Source organism: Kaistia hirudinis (assembly GCF_014196455.1).
Classification (GTDB): Bacteria; Pseudomonadota; Alphaproteobacteria; order Rhizobiales; family Kaistiaceae; genus Kaistia; species Kaistia hirudinis.
This window is the reverse complement of the sequence record NZ_JACIDS010000006.1, coordinates 373,560-395,290: the sequence shown is the minus strand read 5'-3', so window position 1 is coordinate 395,290 and position 21,731 is coordinate 373,560. Positions and strand designations below refer to the sequence as shown.

The following is a 21,731-nucleotide window of genomic DNA, read 5'->3' as shown; positions in this document are numbered from 1 at the left end:
CCTCCCGTTCGCCCCCCGTCTAGCACGGCTCGCCGGTCGGGTGCAGATCTCAGCCGGCCATCAGCCGATCTAGGCATGCGTCCAGTGAAACGCGCCAATCCGGCAACGCGACGCCGTGGATGCGTTCGATCCTGCCGCAATCGAGCCGGGAATCGGCGGGCCGCCGCGCCGGCGTCGGATAATCCGCCGTGGTGATCGGATCGACGGGCACGCCGCGTCCGCCGCGCTCTGCCGCGCCGGCGACGATTGCAGCTGCGAAGGCGTGCCAAGTGGTGTCCCCGCCGCCCGTAAGATGGAAGACGCCGCGGCCCTCCGGCGCCGACGTTTCGAGCAGGTGGCGGGCAACCGCAAAGATTCCCGCAGCGATATCAGGCGCATAGCTCGGCCTGCCGCGCTGGTCGGCGACGACGGTGAGTCGGTCGCGGCTTGCCGCGAGCCTCAGCATCGTCTTGACAAAATTCGCGCCGAACAGCGAATAGACCCAGGACGTGCGCAGGATTGCGTAATCGTCGCTCGCTTCCGCGATCGCCCGTTCGCCGGCCAGCTTGGTCGCACCATAGACGCCGAGCGGGCTGACGGCGTCCGTCTCCAGATAGGGCGCGCCTTTCGTTCCATCAAAGACGTAGTCCGTCGACAGATGGACGATCGGGATGCCGAGCCGCGATGCCGTTCGGGCGAGCATCATCGGGCCGTCGCGGTTCACCCGCATGGCGAGATCCGGCTCGCTCTCGGCCTTGTCGACGGCCGTATAGGCCGCGGCCGATACGACGAGATCGGGTGCCAGCGCCAGCAGCGCCGCTTCCACCGAGGCCGGTTCGGCCAGATCGACCTCCGGCCTCGCGAGCGTGACAAGCGAAAAGCCTGCCGCCTCAGCGCCTTCTGCAAGCGACAGCGCGATCTGTCCGGTGCGGCCGGTGACCGCCATGCGCGGCAGGACCATCAGGTCGTCTTCTCGATCACGCCGAGCCGATCGCCGGCATAGACGCCCTCGCGCAGCGGCCGCCACCACCAGGCATTGTCGACATACCAGCGCACCGTCTTCTCGATGCCGGTGTCGAAGCTCTCCTGCGCCTTCCAGCCGAACGCCGTCTCGAGCTTGCTGGCATCGATCGCATAGCGATGATCATGCCCGGGCCGGTCCGTGACAAAGCTGATGAGCCGGTCATGCGGCGCGCCGGCCGGACGGACCTCATCGAGAATGGCGCAGATCCGGCGGACGACGTCGATATTGGACCGCTCATTGCGGCCACCGACATTGTATTTGTGGCCGACCTCGCCGCGCGTCGCGATCAGGGCGAGCGCCCGCGCATGGTCCTCGACATAGAGCCAGTCGCGCACATTGGCGCCATTGCCGTAGACCGGCAGCTTCTTGCCGTCGAGCGCGTTCAAGATGGTGAGCGGGATCAGCTTCTCGGGGAAGTGATAGGGCCCATAATTGTTCGAGCAGTTCGAGACGACCACGGGCAGCCCATAGGTCCGCTGCCAGGCGATCGCCAGGTGATCCGAGGCCGCCTTGGAGGACGAATAGGGCGACGACGGATCGTAAGGCGTCTCTTCGGTGAACAGCCCCTCGGGGCCGAGCGAGCCATAGACCTCGTCGGTCGACACATGCAGGAAGCGGAAGTCGCGCTTCGCCTCGCCGTCGAGCGCGCCCCAATAGCGCCGGGCGGCCTCCAGCAGCGTGAACGTCCCGATGACATTGGTCTCGATGAAGGCCTTCGATCCGGTGATCGAGCGGTCGACATGGCTTTCGGCCGCCAGATGCATCACATGGGTGGGCCGAAACGTCTCGAAGGCCGAGCCGATGCCCGCCGCGTCGCAGATGTCGAGCTTTTCGAAGCGATGGTTCGGCGCGTTGGCGATGCTCTTGAGCGAGGCGAGGTTGCCGGCATAGGTGAGCTTGTCGACGGTCAGCACCTCGGCGCCGACCTCGGAGACCAGATGGCGAACCAGCGCCGATCCGATGAAGCCGGCCCCGCCGGTGACGATGACGCGCATGGATCCTCCCTCAGCCACCATGAACGAAATAATCCGGCAGTTCGGCAAGGCCGCAGTGCCGGCGATCCTTCTCCGACAGCGTCGCGCCGGCCAGATCGCATGGCCACACGATGCCGAGCGCCGGATCGTCGAAGGCGAGGCCCCGATCATTGGCCGCCGAATAATAGTCGCTGACCTTGTAGACCACTTCGCAATCCGGCTCGAGCGTACAGAACCCGTGTGCGAAGCCGACCGGGATCCACAGCTGCAGGCCGTTCTCCGCCGACAGCTCGATGGCGCAATGCTGCCCGAAGGTCGGCGAACCCAAGCGAATATCGACGGCGACGTCCCAGATCCGTCCGCGCGCGACGCGCACGAGCTTGCCCTGCGGGTGTTCCGGCGCCTGGAAATGCAGACCGCGGATCGTGCCCGCGCGCCGCGACAGCGAGTGGTTCTCCTGCACGAGGGCGACATCGGCGACCTCGCGGCGGAACCACTCCTCCCGGAAGATTTCGCTGAAGAAGCCGCGATCATCGCCGAAGCGCCGTGGTTCGATCGCGACGAGATCATCGATGGCAAGGCGGGAGAGCTGCATGGTTTATCGTCTGAGGGATCATCGGAGACCGGATACAGCCAAGCGGCCATAGCGGTTGACCACCTATAGCAGGCTCCCCCCCAAAGCAAAGCCTTGCCCATGCCGCTGGAGGAGACGCCGGGCGCGTCAGCGCGGCGGGCCGGCATAGGCCGCCACGACCCAGGCGATGATCACGACGCCGAGCAGCGCCGCCGCGATCCGCGCAGCCCGGACCGCCACGCGCCGCCCATTGACACGCACCGCGACCATGCTCGGCACGATATCCTGGTCCACCGCTTCAAGCGTACCGCCCACGTTGCGCGCGCCGGCGACGGTCAGTTCGAGCCGCTGCCGCCCCGATTTCAGCGGCGTCACATGAAAGCTCCACTCGGAGACGGGCCGCCGCTCGTCGAGCACCTGGATGAGCGGCGAGCGCGCCTCGATGCGAAAGGTTCCGCGCGCCGCCGACAGGCTGACCGTTGCCGAGACGGCGGCATGCGATACCGCGGAGGCGAGCGCGCCACGGAGCCCGGGGATGACCGGCGGCATGGCGGTCGGCTCTTCCTGCGGACGCGCCAGGCGAATCGTCAGCACCGCCACGTCTCCCTCCCGCAGGTTTCGCGGCGGATCGAAGGCGATACTGCCGAGACCATTGGCGAGCGGACGCACCATGCTCGGCGCCGCGGGCGGTGGCGCCGGCTCGGCGACGCCTGACTGCACCTCGCGGCGCAGGAAGGAGGGAATGTCGAAACCCGCTTCCTCGCGCGCAGCGGGGGGCCGTTCTTCGGATCGGAGCGCCGCGCCAAATCCGCCGTTCTGAAGCGGTGCCGGCTGGCCTCGCGGCTCGGGCCGGGCCGGTGCGGCGGCTGCAGGTCCGGCCGAACGCGGCGGCGGCATGACGGCCTCCGGCGGCGGCAGACGCTCGCCCGGGCCGGGGGCGACATTCCGCTCCCCCGCCGGGCCGCTCGGTGGCGTCGCCGGCTGTCCGGCCCTCGGCCTGGCTGTCCCGCGCAACCTGGCGCGAGTGGACGAGCCCGCCGTGTCGCGCGGGGCGACCAGCAGCATGAAGAGGACCATGACAAGCGCAGCCCCCGACACGACGATCAGCGCGTAGGGCCACAGCTCTGTCAGTTGCATTTGGTCAAGCCCGATTTCCCCGCGCGAACTTAGCGCATAGCCCCGCACCGCGGAACGGGGCCACCACCGCTCTGCACCGATGGATACTCTGCTCTATGATCGCGCGAGCGGCTACCCGGCATTGCCCGGATCCAGCGGCCGACGGCCTCACGGTTCAGGCCAGGAGAGGTGAATGATGCGCGCGCATCCGGATCTGGGACGTTTCGTCGCTGCACAGGACCCGCTGCTATCGCAGATCGAGAAGGAGCTCGCGGCCGGCCGCAAGCAGACACACTGGATGTGGTTCGTCTTCCCGCAGATCGCCGGATTGGGGCACTCGCCGATGGCGGAACGCTACGCCATCGCGGATCTCGATGAAGCCCGGCGATACCTCGCCCATCCCCTGCTTGGGGAAAGGCTGCGCCGGCATGTCGCCCTCCTCCTCGCGCACCGCGATATGTCCGCACACCGGATTTTCGGCTCGCCCGACGATTTGAAGTTCCGATCCTGCCTGACGCTGTTTCGCGCCGCCGCCGACGACCCGCGCGACAGGGAACTCCTGACGGACGCTCTGGCGCGCTTCTACGGCGGCGAAGACGATCCTCGGACACGTGCGCTTCTGGGATCCGGACAGGCCTGAGCACGCCCGCGGCGCAACCGCCTGCCGTTTCGGCGGCGTCCTGGCCTTTACGGAATTCCTATGGCCGGGACGAGAAATCGATCTCGAATCCTTATGCCCGGAAGCCGAGATTTCCGTCGCGGCGCACACGACGCGCTGGGTATTTCGGAACTTCACGATGCCAATGCGATCTTCTGTGGCCGATCGTTTCCATCCGGGAACGCGGATCACGAATGTGACCTTCGTCGTTGGGCAGGACTGTCTCGGTCGCTGGCTCGCGGTCGAAACTCATGGTCTTGGCGGCGGCGTGTTCACGAGCCGCTCGGCCGCGGTGCGCTACGCCGCCACCGAGAGCGGCCGCAGCCCCGACGGCGTGAAGGTCGTCGGCGGCCATGTGCGCCTCGCAATGTGAGGATGGCCGGTGCGGAGCGGCACCAGCCACGCGACCCATGAACACGCGATCCATGAACATATCCTGGTTCAACCGACGCCCGCGTCCGCCCGTCAGCGGACTTCTGGCGGCCTCCATGACGCCCTTCAAGGGCGCCTCGATCGACGAGAACGCCTTCTCCGCACTGGTTGCGGACCTGATTGAAGCCGGGGTCGACGGCATCGTGACGGCAGGACTCGCCGGGGAAGGATCGACCCTATCGGAGGCCGAGCGCGAACGGCTGGTCGCACTCGCGGTGGAGGCATCGGGCGGACGCTGTCCCGTCGTCGCGGCGAGCGGATCGAACGCCACCGGCCAGACGATCGCGTGGTCGCTCGCCGCGCGTCGCGCCGGCGCCGACGCCCTGCTGATCACCGTGCCCTACTATAATCGGCCTTCTCAGCATGGGATCCTGCTCCACTTCACGGCGATCGCCGAGGTCGTCGATCTGCCGATCCTCGTGCACGACATGCCGGATCGAACCGGCGTCGCGCTTGATCCGCAGACGATCTCGAAACTGGCAGGCGTGAACGGCATCGCCGGCTTCGTCGGCAAGCCGGCGACCCTTGCGGCGGTCAACGGACGGACGACGGTGCTTGGGGCGGATGATGGCGACGTCCCGGCTGCCCATTTCACCGGGTGCGGCGGAGGACTGTCGCTCCTCGCGAATCTGTTGCCACGGACGGTTCGCCTGCTCCATTTCGCATGCGGCCGTGGCGATCTCGCCCAGGCGCGCGCGGTGCAGAACCGGCTGCAGCCCCTGCTCGACGCGGCCCGGGGCGAACCCGAGCCGACGCTCGTCAAGGCCGCACTATCCTGCCTTCGGGAGGACTTCGACGGCCGGCCACGCCTGCCGCTGATACGGCCATCGCCGGATTCGCTGCTGCAGATCGAACTGCTGCTGGCGGAACTCGCCTCGTTCGAGGCGACGCTGCCGCAAGCCCTCGCGGCAAGCCGGGGGGAGCGACGCCCATGATCGCGCCTCACGCCCCACAGTCACGCGGAAACAACGACGTTCCGCGAAGGTTCGCCGCGATCCGCAAGGTCTGGCGGGAATTGCGCTTCGATCTGATGCTTGTCGCAGGCTGCATCGCGCTCGGGCTGCTCTTCAGGCACCTGGCCTGAGAGCCGATCCTGACCCGATACGCAGGATTTCGTGTGCCTCCATGCCCTATCTTCCCACAGGCCGCCCCCAGGCGCTCGCGCGCTCGCGGGTCTTCTTCGAGCTCGGCCGCGTGCATCCTTGCGGCCGGGAGATCGGCCGCCTCGGCGACCACCCGATCTTCGATGTCGTCGAGGACGAGCACGGTCGTCGCTACCGCTACAGCGGCGTTGCTCCGGTCGGCGTCGCGGGATTCGATCCAGCGGCGCTGCGCAGCGGCGAGTTCATCGTCGCGCGCCGGCTGATCTACCGGCTCCTCCCCACGCCATGACCTGCGCGCGGTGAAGCGCGCAACCATTCGCCTCAACCGAAATAGCGCACGCGGATGGCGTCGATCGCCACGGCGATGAAGATCATGCAGCCGCCGATCATGCCGACATAGAAGGACGGCACGGAGATGATGGCGAGGCCGACCTGGATGACGGTGAGCAGCAGCACGCCACCGAGCACGCCGAGCACATTGCCGCGCCCGCCGAACACGCTGACGCCGCCGATGATCGGCGCGGCGATGGCATAGAGCAGATAGCTCGAGCCCTGGTTCGACGTGATCGCCATCTGCCACGACGCGAGCAGGAAGCCGGCGAGACCGGCCAGGAAGCCTGAGATGGTGTAGGTCAGCACCTTGATGCGATCGACGCGGATGCCGGCCGACTTCGACGCCACCGCGTTGCCGCCGACCGCATAGATGCTGCGGCCGAGCGTCGTGAAGCGGAGCAGGATGCTCATCGCGATCAGCGCCAGGACGAACACGAGCGGCATGACCGGCCAGCCACCGGCGAAGGTCGCCTGACCGATCCAGATATAGCCGTCGGATAGATTGGTCAGCGTCTTGCCCTGCGTCAGCGCCAGTAGGGCGCCCTGCAGGATGATCATCATCGACAGCGTCTCGATGAGCGACACCATCTTGAGCTTGGTGATGCAGAGCCCGTTGAAGAAGCCGATCGCCGTCGCCACAGCGATGCCAAGGAGCATAGCGACAAGCCAAGGCAGGCCGAGGTCGGAATAGGCGAGCGCGCCGATCGCCGCCGAGAAGCCGGCATTGGCCGGGATCGACAGATCGATCTCCGCCACCAGCAGAGGCAGCGCCACGGCGAGGCCGAGCATGCCGAGCACGGTCGCCTGGACCGTGATGTTCTGCATGTTGAAGATCGTCAGGAAGAACTCGTTGAAAAAGCCGAAGATCGCGACGAGAGCGATCAGCCAGATCCACACGACATTGTGCAGCACCCAGCCGAGGACGTTGCGCGACTCGGCCGCCGGCTGCGGCTGAACCGTCTTCGCGGCCGCCAGGGTTCCGTCGTTCATCGTGTTTCCTCCCGTCATATCCTGCTCGGCCGTCATGCTTGGGCCGTCCGGCGCAGGCGCTCGGTCGAGATGTCGGCGCCCGTGAGCGTTTCGCGGATGGCGCCATGTTCGAAGATGCAGATGCGGTCGGTCGCGCGCACCAGCTCGTCCGTATCGGTCGAGACCATGATGACGGCGACGCCGGTCCGGCTGAGGCGGTCGATGATGCGCAGCACGTCCTGCTTCACGCCGATGTCGATGCCGCGCGTCGGCTCGTCGACGATAAGAAGGCGCGGCTCGGTCGCGAGCACGCGGCCGAGGCACACCTTCTGCTGGTTGCCGCCGGACAGCGTGTCGACAGCGGCCTGCGGCGTGGGCGCCTTGATGCCCATGGCCTGGAAATAGCGGTCGACGACCTGGCTTTCGGCAGCCTTGTCGATGAAGCCGGCGCGGCTGCGCGCGGGCAGCGACGACATGGCGATATTGTCGCCGATCGACATCTGGCCGACCGAACCTTCCCGGCGACGATCATCCGAGAGATAGGCGATCCCGGTATCGAAGGCGTCGCGCGGAGCGCGCGGCAGCGGTACCGGCTCCGCGCCACCGATCGCGATCGTGCCGGCCTCGGCGACGTTCAGACCGAAAATGGTACGGGCGAACTCCTTGGCGCCGGCACCGGGTAGCCCGGTGAAGCCGACGATCTCGCCCGGCGCGATGTCGAGCGCGGCGAGATCGACATGCTTCGCGACGACGCCGCGAAACGACACCAGCGGTGCCTTGCCCTCATGCGACTGACGCTCGCGCTGGAACAGGGCAAGCCCACGGCCGAGCACCAGTTCCGAAAGCTGTTCCGAGGTCATGGCGCCGATATCGTCGGAGCCGCCGGCGAGCAGGCCGTCGCGCAGCACCGAGACCGCGTCGCAGACGTCGAGGATCTCGTCATTATAGTGCGAGATGAAGATGAAGGTGACGCCGTCTGCCTTGAGGCGGCGCATGAAATCGAACAGCACGCGCCGGTCGGCCACCGTCAGCGCCGCGGTCGGCTCGTCCAGGATGATGACCTTGCCGCCGGAGAACATGGCGCGGAGAATATTGAGCTTACGCCGGGCGACCGCGTCGAGCTTGCCCGCCCGCGCCTTCGGATCGATGCCGCTGCCCTCCAGCATGCGTGCGGCATCGGCAGTGAGGCGCCTCCAGTTCACGAAGCCGCGCCGGTTCGGCCAGATGCCGAGCATCAGGTTCTCGGCCGCCGACATGTGATCGATGATCATCGATTCCTGCGTGACCAGGAAGACGCCCGCCTCCTCCATGGCGCGCACATCGGCATGCGCCAAGGGGGTGCCGTTCAGCACGATCCGGCCGCCGCTCGGCGGGAACTGGCCGGAAATGATGCCGACCAGCGTGCTCTTGCCGGCGCCGTTCTCGCCGAGAAGGCCGTGGATGGAGCCACGCTTGACCGCGATCGACACGCCGCGCAGCGCGATCACGGGGCCGTAGCGCTTGCTCACATCCTCCACCTTGAGGATATGGTCGCCTTCCGGCATGGGCTGGTGCTGATGCAGCATCTGTCGATCTCCTCGCGCCGACGGGCGGGTGGAGGAGCTGTCTCCGCCCGCCGGCCTCTCAGATTCCGCGCCGCCGTCACACGGCGGACACCTGTCGGACGCGCATCCGCCGGCCCTGCCGGCAGACGCGGAAGCCGGCCCCGGGTCGAGACCCGGATGCCGGCCAAGCCGTCTCGAAAGGACGGATCCTAGGTGTAGGGAATACCCCACTTCTTCTCGGCGATCGCGCCCCAATGACGCGCATCGGCGGCATTCGATCCGTCGATGATGAAGGGCGGGATGATCAGGGTCGGGCCGGTCTTGCCGGCGACGATCTCACCCTTTTCCCAGAAGTAGTTCTTGTTCTCGTAGACGCCGATCGGAACCGCCTCGCCCTTCATGGAATGCTTGCCGAGCATCTCGACCGCGATCTCGCCATAGGCGATCGGGTCCTGCGAGACGCAGGCATCCATGTAGCCTTCCTGGATCCACTTCAGCGCGACAGGCTCGCCGTCGATATTGACGAAGATGACGTGGCCTTCTTCGCCGACCTTCTTCCAGCGGCCCTTCTGCTGCAGCGCCGTGACGATGCCGCGCGAGGGCGAATCGCTCGGCGCATGAACGGCGTCGAGATCGGGGAACTCGGACAGCGTCGCGAGTGTCACGGAGAGCATCTGCTCGAGCTGACCTTCGGTCGGACGGGCGAGATACTTGATTTCCGGATATTTGGCGAACTCGGCGTCCATGCCTTCCTTGCGCAGGCGCCATGCGACGGAGGCGAGCGCGCCGAAGCAGTTCAGCACCGTACCCTTGGGGCTGCCATACTTCTTCACGAGGCGCTCGATGATCTGCTTGGCCGCCATCTCGCCGCCGAGGCGGTTGTCGAAGGAGACCGTGATCGCAACGTCGCCGCCATCGGCGGGCGTGTCGATGATGCCGACCGGGATCTTGCGCTGGTTATAGCGACGGATGGCGCTGACGATCGCCTGGCTGTCGATCGGATCGGAAACGATCGCCTGCGGGTTCGACAGCATCAGGCTCTGCCACTGCTCAAGCTGGCGCGTATTGTCGAAATTGGCATTGGTGGACTGGAAGCGCCACTTATTGCCCTCGACGGCCCGCTTCACCGCTTCTTCCTGAATGACGAAGAAGTAATAGTCGAGGCTCTTGTTCGAATACGGAACAAAGACGCCGTCCGCCGCGAAGGCCGTGCCGCCCAGTGCCGCACCGACACCGAGAGCCGCGCCGCCGGCCATCAGGCCACGCCGGGTCACACCGGTTTTACTGGTCATATTCAAACTTCCTCCCTGTTATTGTGATGATAGTAATACTACGCCCATGCTCACTGTCAAGCGCGACGATGGGGATCCATCGAGATTCCCGACACCCGCCACCCATGAGCGAAGGTCGCGAAAAGCGCAAGAATGTGCGGAAAGCGGCCCGAGGGTCGCCATCCAGAGCGATCAGACAAAGATCAAAACGCTATACGAGTTTTACTACATTATCGCATCGAAACGTAGGACGTGCCGTCAAAGCACCCGACCACCATTCCCACCGCCTCGCGGGTGAAGAGGCCATTCTCGACCACGCCCGGAATGCGGTTCAGTTCGATCTCCAGCTTGGCGGGTTCGGCGATGACGCCGCAGCGGCAATCCAGGATGAAGTTGCCGCTATCCGTCACCACGGGCTGGCCGTCGCGCATGCGCCGCACAATCGGAACGCCGACGATTCCGTGGGCGGCGAGCGTGTTCGCGACCATGCGCTCGGTCTGCTTCCAGGCGAACTGCACCACCTCGACCGGCAGCGGGAAGGCGCCGAGCTGATCGACGATCTTGGTCTCGTCGCAGATGCAGATCATCCGCTTCGAAGCATGCGCGATGATTTTTTCCCAGAGCAGGCAGGCGCCGCCGCCCTTGATCATGTTGAACTGGCGATCGACCTCATCCGGGCCGTCGACGGTCAGGTCGATCTCGCCGATCTCGTTGGGATCGGTGATCTGGATGCCGACCTCGCGCGCCACATCGTTGGTCGAGCGCGACGTCGTCGTGCAGGTCAGCCGCATGCCGGCCGCCACATGCTTGCCAAGCTCGCGCACGAAGAAATGCGAGGTCGTGCCGGAGCCCAGCCCGAGCTTCATGCCGTCGCGCACGAATTCCTCGATCACGCGCCGACCGGCAACCCTCTTGGCCTCGTCCTGAGCGCTCATCTCTCCTCCAATTCTCTTCATTGCAATGTCGTGTGGGCTGGCGCCGCGAGGCGTCAGATCTTGTCGGTCTGCCAGGAATCGAGCGCGGGAAGCTGATCCGGGAATTCGCTGCCGCCGATGATGGCGATCGCCGTCACCAGCATGTTGATGACGAGGTGATGGTTGAGCCGCGAGGCGAGCGGCGTCATGAGTTCGGTGCGGTCATAGGGCAGCACGGCGATCACAACGTCGGAGACACGCGCGAGCGGGCTGTCATCCGCGGCGACCGAGACGACGCGCGCGCCGCCCGCCCGCGCGGCGATCGCCACCTCGACCATCTGCTTGGTATGGCCTGACTGCGAAAAGATCAGCGCAACCTCGCCGGGCCGCGCGCTTTCCGCATGCATCCATTGCTTCTTGCCGCCGAGCAGCGCCTGGCAGCGCATGCCGAGGCGCTGGAACTTGTGCTCGGCATCGAGCGCCGTCACCTCGGAAATGCCGGTCGCATAGATGCCGGTCCAGCTCGCGGCATGCAGAATCCGCGCGCCTTCTTCGACATGCTGCGGGACGATGTCCTCCAACAGCCGCTGGATCGCGTTCAGCGAGTTGCGGCAGGTCTTGCGCACGATGTTGTCGATACCATCGCCCTGCACGATCTGCTCATAGGCGAAGGGCGCCGAGGGCACGAGGCTCTGCGCCAGATGCAGCTTGAAGTCCTGATAGCCCTCGAAGCCGAAACGCCGGCAGAAGCGCATGATCGTCGGATCGCTGACCGAACAGATCTGCGAGAGCCGCGCCATGCTCATATGGATCACCTCGCCCGGCGAGGTGCTCACATAGGCCGCGACGCGCTGCTCCGCGGCGCCCATGGTCGCCTTTTCCTGAAGAACGCGCTGCAAAAGGCTGACCGTCACGCCCTGTCCTCCGCTCACTCGACCGCGGTCGCGGTGCGGGGACCAAACTGCACCAGATCGGCAAGCCGGCTCAAACGCTGATGCGCGGGAACATCGACCAGGGAACCGCCACCCCAGGGCACCACGAAGAACGGAACGCCGGCGGCATCCGCCGTCGCCTGGTCCACCGCGGTGTCGCCGACATAGGCCCAGTTCACCGCGCCCTCGCCGACGGGGAGCCTCATCGCCTCGGCCACGGCGATGAGATGGCGCGGATCGGGCTTGCAGGCCGGTACCGCATCGGCGCCGAGCGCGGCCTCGAACAGCACGTCGAGACCGAGCACTTCGAGGATCGACTGCGTCAGCGCATGCGGCTTGTTGGTGCAGATGCCGAGGCGGAAGCCAGCATCGCGGAGCGCGACGAGATCGTCGAGCACATGGTCATAGAAGCGCGTGCGATCGGCCGGATGCTCGGTATAGTTCCGGATATAGCCGTCGAGCGCGGCCGTGACGGTCGCATCGTCGCAGGGCAGGCCGAGATCCGACAGCATGTCGTAGAGGAGCCGGCGCGGCCCGTTGCCGATGAAGGCCTCGACATAATCTGTCTCGAGTTCCGGCCAGCCCCGCAGCGCGAAGGTGCGGTTGACCGCCGCCGCAATGTCCGGCGCGCTGTTGATCAGCGTTCCGTCGAGATCGAAGATCAGCGCCGAATAGGTCGCAGGGCGCGCGAACGTCATGGGTTCGGACTTCCTCGCCTTCGATGAAGCGTGCTCAGACATGGGACGCCTCTTCGAAGAGCGGATCGCCGAGCGCGGCGAAGCTCTCCTGCAGGGCGGGATAGAGACTGCGGAAGATCGCGTTGGCCCGATCATAGACCCGGCCGGCATCACCCTGCGGCCGTTCGCGCGTCAGCTCACGGCATGCGGAGGCAGCGGCTGCGCCATCCGGCCACACGCCGATGCCGATGCCGGCAACCAGCGCCGCGCCGAAGGCCGCGCCTTCCGCGGCGCCCTCGGTCGTCACCACGTCGCAGCCGAACATGTCGGCCTGAATCTGGCGCCAGAGCGGCGCGCGCGCGCCGCCGCCCGAGGCCTTCACGATCGCGCCGGTAATGCCGATCGGCTGCATCAGCGCGTACATGTCACGGAAGGCGTGCACCACGCCCTCCATGACGCTGCGGGCGATATCGGCGCGGCCATGCCGGCTCGTCAGCCCGATAAAGGCGCCGCGCGCATCGGGATCGGGATGCGGGCAGCGCTCGCCATTGAGATAGGGCAGGAACAGAAGGCCGCGTGCGCCAGCCGGGCTCCGGGAAGCCGCCGCCACGATCGAGTCGAAGGACGGCGCCGCCGCCCCGCCGAAACCTGCGGCGAGACAATCGCGAAACCAGCCCATGGCACCGCCGGCATTCAGCGACACGCCCATGCAGTGCCATTTGTCAGGCACGACATTGCAGAAGACCTGCAGGCGGCCGTCCGGATTCGGCTGCGGCGTATCGAGCGCCGCGGCGAGAATGCCCGCCGTGCCGATCGTGGTCTGCAGTTCGCCGGGCGCGATCACGCCGGAGCCGATCGTCTGGATGACGCTGTCGCCGCCACCGCCCGCAACAGGAATGCCCGCCGGCAACCCGAACAGCGCAGCGCCCTGCGCATCGATCCGCCCGGTGATGACATGCGATTCATGCACGGGCGGCAGCAGGCCGATATCGATGCCGACCCGCCCCGCGAGCGCATCGGCCCAGCGCCGGGCCCGCACATCGAACAGCCCCGTGCCGGAGGCGTCGGAAACCTCGGTCGCAATCTCGCCGGTAAGGCGGAGACGAAGATAGTCCTTAGGATTCAGCACATGACGCAGCTTGGCGAAGATTTCGCCCTCGTGACGCTGCATCCAGGCGATCTTGCCGCCGGTATAGCCGATCAGCATGCGGTTGTTGGTTGCCGCGAGCAGCGCCTCGATCCCGCCGGCCGCCTCGGTGATCGCCGCGCATTCCGCGCCATTGCGCTGGTCGTTCCACAGGATGGCGGGACGCAGAACCTGCCGATCGGCATCGAGCGGCGTCAACCCGTGCATCTGGCCGGACAGCCCGACGGCGAGGATCTCGACCGATCCTGCCTTCGCGAGCGCACCCGCCACGGCCTGACGCGCGCCCTCGATCCACAACTCGGGATCCTGCTCGGTCCAGCCCGGCCGGGGCTGCGAAAGTCCATAGGTCGCCGTCTCGCTCGCGACGACATTGCCGTCGATGTCGAGCAGGAGCGCCTTGCAGCCGGACGTCCCGATATCGATGCCCAGGATCACCGAGGTCATGGCTTAGCCCCCGACGCCGTGATGCAGCCGCACATGCTTGAAGTTGAAATATTCGAGCAGGCCCTCGCGGCCATGCTCATAGCCGATGCCGCTCTGCTTCCGCCCGCCATAGGGCGCGTTCATGATGCCGGCATCGACATTGTTGATGGCGACATTGCCATAGTCGAGCCCGGCCGAGAGGCGCTGGATCTCGACGAGATCGCGGGCATAAACATAGGAGGCGAGGCCGTAGGGCGTGTCGTTTGCTCTCTCGATCGCCTCGTCGAGCGTGTCATAGGGCGCGACGCCGACGAGCGGACCGAACGTCTCCTCGCTCATGACCAGCATCTCATGCGTGCAGTCGCCGAGAACGGTGGGGCGGAAGAAGAAGCCGCGCGCGAATTCCTCGCCCTCCGGCGCCTTGCCGCCGGCGACCAGCCTGGCGCCCTTGGCGAGCGCGTCGGCAAGATGCGCCTTGGTCTTCTCGAGCGGCTCGGCCGAGGCCATCGCGCCGACATCCGCGTCGGGCCGTTCGATGCCGTTGGCGATCGTCAGCCGGTCGGCGCTGGCGCCGAGCGCGGCGAGGAAATCCTCGTAGAGCGGCCGGGCGACATAGATCCGGTTAATCGCGATGCAGATCTGACCCATATTGCGGAAGCTCCGCCGCGTCGCGCCCTTCACGGCCGCGGCGAGGTCGGCGCTCTCGGCGACGATCAGCGGGCAATTGCCGCCGAGCTCGAGCGACAGGCGCTTCACCACCGGACAGCTCTGCTGGATATGCAGGCCGACGGCGCTCGATCCGGTGAAGGCGATCTTGTCGACGCCGGGATGATCGACCAGCGCCTGCCCGACCTGCGAGCCCTTGCCGGTCAGCACATTGACGACGCCGGCCGGGATACCTGCCTCGGCAACCTTGGCGGCAATGGCGAGCGCCGTGAACGGCGTCAGCTCCGCCGGCTTGATGATGATCGTGCAGCCGGCGGCGAGGCTGGCGCAGAGCTTCCAGCCGACGAGCTCGGCCGGATAGTTCCACGGCGTGATCGCGCCGACGACGCCGATCGGCTCGCGCACGACGAGGCTCTGGAAGCCCGGCTGGTCGTTCGGCACGATCTCGCCGAATACGCGCGTCGCTTCCTCGGCATAGAAATGGCAGGCCTCGGCGAGCTTCAGGATCTCGCCGCGTGCCTCGTTGAGCGGCTTGCCCTGCTCCAGCGTCATCACGCGCGCCATCGCATCGGCGTCGGTCGCAATCAGATCCCCCAGCCGATGCAGCGCCTCGGCGCGTCGGCGCGGCGTGAGCGCCGCCCAGGGACGGAAAGCCCGCCGCGCTGCCGCCACGGCCGCCTCGATCTCGGCCGGCGTCGCCGCGGCAATCGTGCCAAGGACCTCACCGGTCGCAGGATTGACCACCGGCAGGCGAGCCCCCGCGCCCTCGCGGAGGGCCCCGTCGATGAACAGCTTGCCATCGAGGGCGCGAATGGTCTGATCAGGCATCGGACGTTTCCAATCGTTGCTCTTGAATGCCAGTAATATAGCAATACTACTAATCCGCAAGTGGGCGCGCGCCGGGAGCGCGGAACCGGCCCCGGAAGCGCCTCGCGATGAAGCGATCTCATTATTGCATATTCAGATCAATAGGATAGGACGATCTCTCAATCGAAGACCGAAATCCCACCGCCAACCACTCGTCGCTCCCGCGTCTCGACAAGACCGCATTCGGCCGGGGATTGACCGCGATCGGCGCACAAACGTAGTTTAACTATCAAATCAGCCGAAACGGGGCCTTCGCGGGCCGCCAGCATGCGGTATTCGGCTGCCGACAGCTGGCCGAGACCGGAACGCGACATCAGGAGGAGACCTCAGGACATGAGCGAACACGCATCGATCGACTATCGCGCGAGGCTGGATCTTGCCGGGCGGCTGGCGCTCGTCACGGGCGCCGGACAGGGGATCGGCGCGGCCTGCGCCGAAGCGCTGGCGGCAACCGGAGCCGAGGTCATCTGCACCGACATCGATCCGCGCCGGGCCGAGACAACAGCGGCAGCGCTGGTCGCCAAGGGCTACGCGGCGCGCGCCGCCGCGCTGGATGTGACCGACAGCGCCGGGATCGACGCGATGGCCGCAGAGCTGCCGCCGCTCGACATCCTCGTCTGCAATGCCGGGATCGTGACCAACACGCCGGCCGAGAACATGTCCGACGACGAATGGCAGCGCGTCATCGACGTCAATCTGACGGGCGTATTCCGCACCTGCCGCGGCTTCGGCCGCCGCATGCTCGAAGCCGGGCGCGGCTCGATCATCAATATCGGCTCCATGTCGGCCGAGATCGTCAATACGCCGCAGCCGCAATGCCACTACAACGCCTCCAAGGCCGGCGTGCACCACCTGACCCGCTCGCTGGCCGTCGAATGGGCAACGCGCGGCGTGCGCGTCAATGCGGTGGCGCCGACCTATATCGAGACGCCGCTGCTGCACGGCCTCGAAAGCCAGCCCGGCCTGATCGCACGATGGCTCGACCTGACGCCGATGGGCCGCATGGGCCAGCCGCACGAAATCGCATCCGTCGTCCAGTTCCTGGCCTCGGACGCCTCGAGCCTGATGACAGGCTCCATCCTGCGCGCAGACGCCGGCTACACCAGCATCTGAGAACGCGAAAAAGCCCGCTACCGCGTGCCGCACCGGGGATCGGGAGACAACCCGATCCCGCATCGCGAATGCGTCACGCCCGTCTCGCGAGGGACGGGATCGGTTCGGCACGAATTCTGCGGGAAAGAATGGTGCTGCAAGAGAGGATTGAACTCTCGACCTCTCCCTTACCAAGGGAGTGCTCTACCACTGAGCTACTGCAGCGTGTCCGGCCTCTGGCGCGGTCGGCGGTCTTCTGCCACAGAGGACGGATGGGATCAAGCGCGGGACGGCGGTTTCCCGTGAAAGCTTTCAGAGCCGACGCTCGAAACGGGTTTGACGATGGTGAAGACGGGTTCGCGCGAAGAGGGCCAGGGGACTGGCGCGGCTGGCGGGCAGGCGCCAGACCAGGAAGGCGCGAAGGGCACGACCGGGCCGGCGGCCAAGGCGGCGAAGGGCGGCGCGAAGGATGCGCGCGCCGAACGGCTGGCGGCGGCGCTCCGCACCAATCTGCAGCGCCGCAAGCAGGCGCGCCGCAACGGCCTCGATGATTTCGGCGAGGCGGCCGGCACGCCTGAGGAAGAGTGACCGACGTCACCTCGGCGCGCGCCATTCCTTGAGTCGGCCGCATTCCTGGGCTAAACGGGCGAACTTCAGGCGGGGGCGCATCCATTTCGAATCGGCTGCTCGCCGGCAAACGCGAAAGGCCCGTTTGGATGGACAGGATCCGCATCGTCGGTGGCGCACGCCTCAACGGCACGATTCCGATCTCCGGCGCCAAGAACGCCGCCCTGCCGCTGATGATCGCCAGCCTCCTCACCGACGAGACGCTGACGCTGGCCAATCTGCCGCGCCTCGCCGATGTCGCGCTGCTGAAGCGCATCCTCGGCAATCACGGCGTCGACATGACGGTGTCCGGCAAGCGAATCGGCGACGGCGACCTTGCCGGCGAGACGGTTCAGCTGACCGCGCGCACCATCGTCGACACCACCGCCCCCTATGAGCTGGTCTCCAAGATGCGGGCGAGCTTCTGGGTGATCGGGCCGCTGCTGGCGCGCGAGCATTTCGCCAAGGTTTCGCTGCCGGGCGGCTGCGCCATCGGCACGCGGCCGGTCGATCTCTTCCTGATGGCGCTCGAGCAGCTCGGCGCCGAGATCGAGATCGAGGCCGGCTATGTCGTCGCCCGGGCGCCGAACGGGCTGCGCGGCGCGCATGTCGACTTCCCGAAGGTCACGGTCGGCGCGACGCATGTGACGATGATGGCGGCGACGCTCGCCAAGGGCGAGACGGTCATCACCAATGCCGCCCGCGAGCCCGAGATCGTCGATCTCGCCGAATGCCTCATCAAGATGGGCGCCAAGATCACCGGCGCCGGCACATCCACGATCCGCATCGAGGGCGTGGACCGCCTGCACGGCGCCTGGCACGAGGTCATGCCGGACCGCATCGAGGCCGGCACCTATGCCATGGCGGTCGCCATGACCGGCGGCGATGTGCTGCTCGAGGGCGCGCGCTACGACACGCTCGCCCGTCCGCTCGAGATCCTGACCGAGGTCGGCGCCGAGGTGACGCCGACCAATGAGGGCATCCGCATCTATCGCAACGGCGCGGACCTGAAGCCCGTCGACGTGACGACGGAGCCCTTCCCCGGCTTCCCTACCGACCTGCAGGCGCAGCTGATGGCGCTGCTGTGCCGCGCCCAGGGCACCTCTCATATTCGCGAGACGATCTTCGAGAACCGCTTCATGCATGTCCAGGAACTGGCGCGCTTCGGCGCCGAAATCCATCTGGACGGGCAGAACGCGACCGTCGTCGGCGTGCCGGCGCTGAAGGGTGCGCCGGTCATGGCGACGGATCTGCGCGCCTCGGTCTCGCTGGTGATCGCCGGCCTCGCGGCCGAGGGCGAGACCATGGTCAACCGCGTCTATCATCTCGATCGCGGCTTCGAGCGGCTCGAGGACAAGCTGTCGCGCTGCGGCGCGACCATCGAACGCATCGCCGGCTGATCGTCGCCCGGCTTGCTTTTCACGCGGTCCGTCCCCACCTTCGCTGCGCAGTTGGTGGAAGGGTGCTGAAATGGACCGTTTGAAACTTGTAGCTTTCGATGTCGATGATCTCGCCGTCGTATCGGCGCATGTTCAGGACGCCGTCCTGAAGGTCAAGGATATGACCTTCCTGCCCAAGGAGAAGCGCTTCGCGGCCGTCGTGAACCGCTTCGTCTGGGAAAAGCCCGCCGAGGGCACCTTCAAGAAGACCTGGGAGCGACGCCGCTCCGGCTTCCATTTCGACCGCGTCCTCGCCTGCCGCTCGGCCGGCATCGACCGCACCGATCCCGAAGCAGTTCTCGACCTCCTCGCCATCGCGTTCGAGGCGAGCAACGAGCCGGCCGGCACGATCACGCTCATCTTCGCCGGCGGCGCGGCCATCGCGCTCGATGTCGAATGCATCGAGGCGGCGATCAGCGATTTCGGTCCGGCCTGGGCCACGACCTGCTGCCCCAAGCATGAAGTCGACGTCCAGACCGCGTAGAAAACGTGTCGCTACCAATCTGGATTTGAATTCAGATAGTTCAGTAGATGACTCTGGCGTACTTTGGTGCGGTGACAATATACAGATAGTAGGGAGGGCTTACTGGCTTACGCCCTCCACCTCCGGCGACACCATTGTAATACCAAGGCATCTCAGGAACGAGATAGTTGTCTAGCCGCTCGATAAGAGCCTTTTCTATTCCACAAACATGGTCGTGGCGGGAGGATGCTTAAATGACATGCATCCGGCTCCAGCCGTTCGACCGGTATGCTTGTTTCCATCGAGTTGACGGCGAGTTGGTTATACCGATTTTCACGTGATAGGCGCCGTGCCGACAGAGGGCACTCAACTTCCGATTCAAACGACTAGTCACGTTCTTCGGCCAGCCCGTGATCTCCCGATAGACAATGGAATTCGCCGCCGTCAGGGGCGCGTACGTTCGGCTGCGCATCTTTTCCTCCAGATTTGCGGCGTACCCGAAACTACAACCTAGACATGCATTCTGGCTTTGTCAGCCCCCACACGCCATCTCCTGAGGGTGTAGTCGCATACCCTACGCTTCGACCGCTTCCGCTTGCTGTCCAACCGCGCTAGACACGTCGCTCGCACAAGAGGAGCCGTGTCTTGGCCATTCGTCTCAATGCCGCCGATCCGGATTTCGAAGCGCGCTTCGTCGCGCTGCTCGCGACCAAGCGCGAGGTGTCGGAGGACGTCGACAGCGCGGTGCGCGCCATCCTGGCCGATGTGCGCGCGCGCGGCGACGCGGCGGTGCTCGATTATACCAAGCGCTTCGACCGGCTGGAGCTGACGCCCGCCACGCTGCGCGTCGGCGAGGCGGAGTTCGAGGCGGCGGACAAGGCGGTGGACGAGCGCACGCGCGCGGCGCTGATTCTGGCGCGCGATCGCATTCGCTCGCATCATGAGCGGCAGAAGCCGGTCGACGATCGCTATGTCGATGCGCTCGGCGTCGAGCTCGGCGCACGCTGGACTGCGATCGAGGCGGTCGGCCTCTATGTGCCCGGCGGCACCGCGTCCTATCCGAGCTCCGTGCTGATGAACGCCGTCCCGGCCAAGGTCGCCGGCGTCGATCGCGTCGTCATGGTCGTGCCGACGCCGGACGGCGTGATCAATCCGCTGGTCCTCGTCGCAGCCCGCCTTGCCGGCGTCGACGAGCTCTACCGGGTCGGCGGCGCGCAGGCGATCGCTGCGCTCGCCTATGGCACGGAGACGATCAAGCCCGTCTACAAGATCGTTGGGCCGGGCAATGCCTATGTAGCGGCGGCAAAGCGCCAGGTGTTCGGCACGGTCGGCATCGACATGATCGCCGGCCCGTCAGAGGTGCTGATTCTCGCCGATGGCGACAACGATCCGGACTGGATCGCCGCCGACCTTCTCGCGCAGGCCGAGCACGACACGGCGGCCCAGTCGATCCTGATCACCGACGACGCCGCCTTCGCGACGGCGGTCGAGGCGGCGGTCGAGCGGCAATTGAAGACGCTGCCGCGCGGCGAGACCGCCGCGGCGAGCTGGCGCGACTATGGCGCCGTCATTCTCGTCGACGACCTTGCGAACGCGCTGCCGCTCGCCAATCGCCTGGCACCGGAGCATCTCGAAATCGCGGTCGCCGACCCGGAGCCGCTGCTGGCCGGCGTGCGCAATGCCGGCGCGATCTTCGTCGGGCGCTCGACGCCGGAGGTGATCGGCGACTATGTCGGCGGCTCCAACCACGTCCTGCCGACCGCGCGCTCGGCGCGCTTCTCCTCGGGGCTCTCAGTGCTCGACTTCGTCAAGCGGACGTCGATCCTCCGCACGGGACCGGAGCAGCTGCGCGCTCTCGGACCGGCCGCGATCGCACTTGCGGAAGCGGAGGGCCTCGGCGCCCATGCACGATCGGTGGCGATCCGGCTCAATCTGTAGCAGGATCGGCAAAACGGAAACGTGCCGCGTCGTCTTCAAGCGAGTTCCTTGACCTTTCGCCTGAAGACGCTCGTGCCGGGGAAACGCTTCAAGGCGGGATGATGGCGGACCTTCTGGAGGGAGAGACCGGCCGGCTGATTGCCGTCGAGCTTGACGCGGCATCCATCGGCCGCTCGACGGCCGATGTCGAGCATGAGCGCAATATTGCCATCTACGACCTGATCGAGGACAACCGCTTCGTCCTGCCCGGCCATCCGACCGGCGGCTATCGGCTTCACCTCTCGATCCGCGACAACCGGCTCGTCTTCGACATACGCGACGAGGCGGACAGCCCGCTCGTGCTGCATCTCCTGTCGCTGACGCCGCTGCGGAAGATCGTGAAGGACTATTTCCTGATCTGCGACAGCTACTATGCGGCCATCCGCACCGCGACGCCGAGCCAGATCGAGACGATCGACATGGGCCGTCGCGGCGTGCACGATGAGGGGTCGCGGCTGCTGATGCAGCGGCTCGCCGGCAAGATCATCGTGGATTTCGAGACGGCGCGGCGGCTGTTCACCCTCGTCTGCGCGCTGCACTGGAAAGGCTGA

At 66.4% G+C, this 21,731-nt stretch carries 23 protein-coding genes and 1 tRNA gene; 11 read left to right on the top strand and 13 right to left on the bottom strand.

Features of this window, described 5'->3' with window-relative positions; all coding sequences use genetic code 11:
* Positions 1-49: 49 nt before the first annotated feature.
* The 4 genes from rfbD to GGR25_RS23390 form a co-directional block, all read right to left on the bottom strand.
* The gene (gene rfbD / locus GGR25_RS23405; RefSeq protein ID WP_183401295.1) at positions 50-940 is read right to left on the bottom strand and encodes a dTDP-4-dehydrorhamnose reductase; all 891 of its coding nucleotides are present in this window, start codon (positions 938-940) and stop codon (positions 50-52) included.
* A complete protein-coding gene (gene rfbB, locus GGR25_RS23400; protein ID WP_183401294.1) occupies positions 940-1,998 on the bottom strand; it encodes a dTDP-glucose 4,6-dehydratase in 1,059 nt (352 codons plus the stop codon). The genes rfbD and rfbB overlap by 1 nt, the downstream gene beginning before the upstream one ends.
* Positions 1,999-2,008: 10 nt before the next feature.
* Positions 2,009-2,572 (bottom strand): dTDP-4-dehydrorhamnose 3,5-epimerase, encoded by a 564-nt coding sequence (gene rfbC, locus GGR25_RS23395; protein ID WP_183401293.1) that lies wholly within the window; start codon positions 2,570-2,572, stop codon positions 2,009-2,011.
* A gap of 126 nt (positions 2,573-2,698) precedes the next feature.
* Positions 2,699-3,688 carry a hypothetical protein gene (locus GGR25_RS23390; protein ID WP_183401292.1) on the bottom strand — a complete coding sequence of 330 codons (990 nt, stop codon included), beginning with the start codon at positions 3,686-3,688 and terminating at the stop codon, positions 2,699-2,701.
* Positions 3,689-3,863: 175 nt separating this feature from the next.
* Between GGR25_RS23390 and GGR25_RS23385 the strand changes: the two genes are divergently transcribed.
* The 5 genes from GGR25_RS23385 to GGR25_RS23365 all read left to right on the top strand — a co-directional run bounded on the left by GGR25_RS23385 (position 3,864) and on the right by GGR25_RS23365 (position 6,149).
* On the top strand, positions 3,864-4,307 hold the full coding sequence (locus GGR25_RS23385; protein ID WP_183401329.1) for a DUF1810 domain-containing protein: 444 nt from the start codon (positions 3,864-3,866) through the stop codon (positions 4,305-4,307).
* Between the two features lie 214 nt (positions 4,308-4,521).
* Positions 4,522-4,698 carry a hypothetical protein gene (locus GGR25_RS23380; protein ID WP_246410209.1) on the top strand — a complete coding sequence of 59 codons (177 nt, stop codon included), beginning with the start codon at positions 4,522-4,524 and terminating at the stop codon, positions 4,696-4,698.
* Positions 4,679-5,692 (top strand): dihydrodipicolinate synthase family protein, encoded by a 1,014-nt coding sequence (locus GGR25_RS23375; protein WP_343068157.1) that lies wholly within the window; start codon positions 4,679-4,681, stop codon positions 5,690-5,692. The genes GGR25_RS23380 and GGR25_RS23375 overlap by 20 nt, the downstream gene beginning before the upstream one ends.
* Entirely contained in the window at positions 5,689-5,841 is a 153-nt protein-coding gene (locus tag GGR25_RS23370) for a hypothetical protein (protein WP_183401290.1), read from the top strand. Before GGR25_RS23375 ends, GGR25_RS23370 begins: the two co-directional genes overlap by 4 nt.
* Positions 5,842-5,882: 41 nt before the next feature.
* Positions 5,883-6,149, top strand: a complete 267-nt coding sequence (locus GGR25_RS23365; RefSeq protein ID WP_183401289.1) for a hypothetical protein — start codon at positions 5,883-5,885, stop codon at positions 6,147-6,149.
* Positions 6,150-6,181: 32 nt separating this feature from the next.
* Here GGR25_RS23365 and GGR25_RS23360 read toward each other — a convergent pair whose 3' ends face one another.
* The 8 genes from GGR25_RS23360 to GGR25_RS23325 all read right to left on the bottom strand — a co-directional run bounded on the left by GGR25_RS23360 (position 6,182) and on the right by GGR25_RS23325 (position 15,564).
* Positions 6,182-7,183, bottom strand: coding sequence for an ABC transporter permease (locus GGR25_RS23360; RefSeq protein ID WP_183401288.1), 1,002 nt, complete (start codon positions 7,181-7,183; stop codon positions 6,182-6,184).
* A gap of 32 nt (positions 7,184-7,215) precedes the next feature.
* Positions 7,216-8,727, bottom strand: coding sequence for a sugar ABC transporter ATP-binding protein (locus GGR25_RS23355; protein ID WP_210300073.1), 1,512 nt, complete (start codon positions 8,725-8,727; stop codon positions 7,216-7,218).
* A 188-nt stretch (positions 8,728-8,915) separates the two neighbouring features.
* Positions 8,916-9,998 carry a sugar ABC transporter substrate-binding protein gene (locus GGR25_RS23350; RefSeq protein WP_210300072.1) on the bottom strand — a complete coding sequence of 361 codons (1,083 nt, stop codon included), beginning with the start codon at positions 9,996-9,998 and terminating at the stop codon, positions 8,916-8,918.
* Between the two features lie 209 nt (positions 9,999-10,207).
* The gene (rpiA, locus tag GGR25_RS23345) at positions 10,208-10,912 is read right to left on the bottom strand and encodes a ribose 5-phosphate isomerase A (RefSeq protein WP_183401286.1); all 705 of its coding nucleotides are present in this window, start codon (positions 10,910-10,912) and stop codon (positions 10,208-10,210) included.
* 53 nt (positions 10,913-10,965) lie between these two features.
* A complete protein-coding gene (locus tag GGR25_RS23340) occupies positions 10,966-11,805 on the bottom strand; it encodes an SIS domain-containing protein (RefSeq protein WP_183401285.1) in 840 nt (279 codons plus the stop codon).
* A 14-nt stretch (positions 11,806-11,819) separates the two neighbouring features.
* On the bottom strand, positions 11,820-12,521 hold the full coding sequence (locus GGR25_RS23335) for an HAD hydrolase-like protein (protein WP_183401284.1): 702 nt from the start codon (positions 12,519-12,521) through the stop codon (positions 11,820-11,822).
* A gap of 34 nt (positions 12,522-12,555) precedes the next feature.
* Positions 12,556-14,091, bottom strand: a complete 1,536-nt coding sequence (gene xylB, locus GGR25_RS23330) for a xylulokinase (protein WP_183401283.1) — start codon at positions 14,089-14,091, stop codon at positions 12,556-12,558.
* A gap of 3 nt (positions 14,092-14,094) precedes the next feature.
* Positions 14,095-15,564: an aldehyde dehydrogenase family protein gene (locus GGR25_RS23325; protein ID WP_183401282.1), complete on the bottom strand. Its 1,470-nt coding sequence runs from the start codon at positions 15,562-15,564 to the stop codon at positions 14,095-14,097.
* 372 nt (positions 15,565-15,936) lie between these two features.
* On the opposite strand from GGR25_RS23325, the gene GGR25_RS23320 reads away from it, so the two are divergent.
* Complete coding sequence (locus GGR25_RS23320; protein ID WP_210300071.1) at positions 15,937-16,716, top strand: SDR family NAD(P)-dependent oxidoreductase; 780 nt, start codon at positions 15,937-15,939, stop codon at positions 16,714-16,716.
* 129 nt (positions 16,717-16,845) lie between these two features.
* On the opposite strand, the gene GGR25_RS23315 is transcribed toward GGR25_RS23320, so the two are convergent.
* Positions 16,846-16,920, bottom strand: a tRNA-Thr gene (locus GGR25_RS23315).
* Between the two features lie 111 nt (positions 16,921-17,031).
* Between GGR25_RS23315 and GGR25_RS23310 the strand changes: the two genes are divergently transcribed.
* The 5 genes from GGR25_RS23310 (at position 17,032) to GGR25_RS23290 (ending at position 21,731) form a co-directional block, all read left to right on the top strand.
* A complete protein-coding gene (locus GGR25_RS23310; protein ID WP_210300070.1) occupies positions 17,032-17,283 on the top strand; it encodes a hypothetical protein in 252 nt (83 codons plus the stop codon).
* Between the two features lie 128 nt (positions 17,284-17,411).
* Positions 17,412-18,701 (top strand): UDP-N-acetylglucosamine 1-carboxyvinyltransferase, encoded by a 1,290-nt coding sequence (gene murA / locus GGR25_RS23305; RefSeq protein ID WP_183401280.1) that lies wholly within the window; start codon positions 17,412-17,414, stop codon positions 18,699-18,701.
* 70 nt (positions 18,702-18,771) lie between these two features.
* The gene (locus GGR25_RS23300) at positions 18,772-19,224 is read left to right on the top strand and encodes a DUF2948 family protein (RefSeq protein WP_183401279.1); all 453 of its coding nucleotides are present in this window, start codon (positions 18,772-18,774) and stop codon (positions 19,222-19,224) included.
* A 624-nt stretch (positions 19,225-19,848) separates the two neighbouring features.
* Positions 19,849-21,141 carry a histidinol dehydrogenase gene (hisD, locus tag GGR25_RS23295; RefSeq protein WP_183401278.1) on the top strand — a complete coding sequence of 431 codons (1,293 nt, stop codon included), beginning with the start codon at positions 19,849-19,851 and terminating at the stop codon, positions 21,139-21,141.
* Positions 21,142-21,242: 101 nt separating this feature from the next.
* Positions 21,243-21,731 carry a UPF0262 family protein gene (locus tag GGR25_RS23290; protein ID WP_246410207.1) on the top strand — a complete coding sequence of 163 codons (489 nt, stop codon included), beginning with the start codon at positions 21,243-21,245 and terminating at the stop codon, positions 21,729-21,731.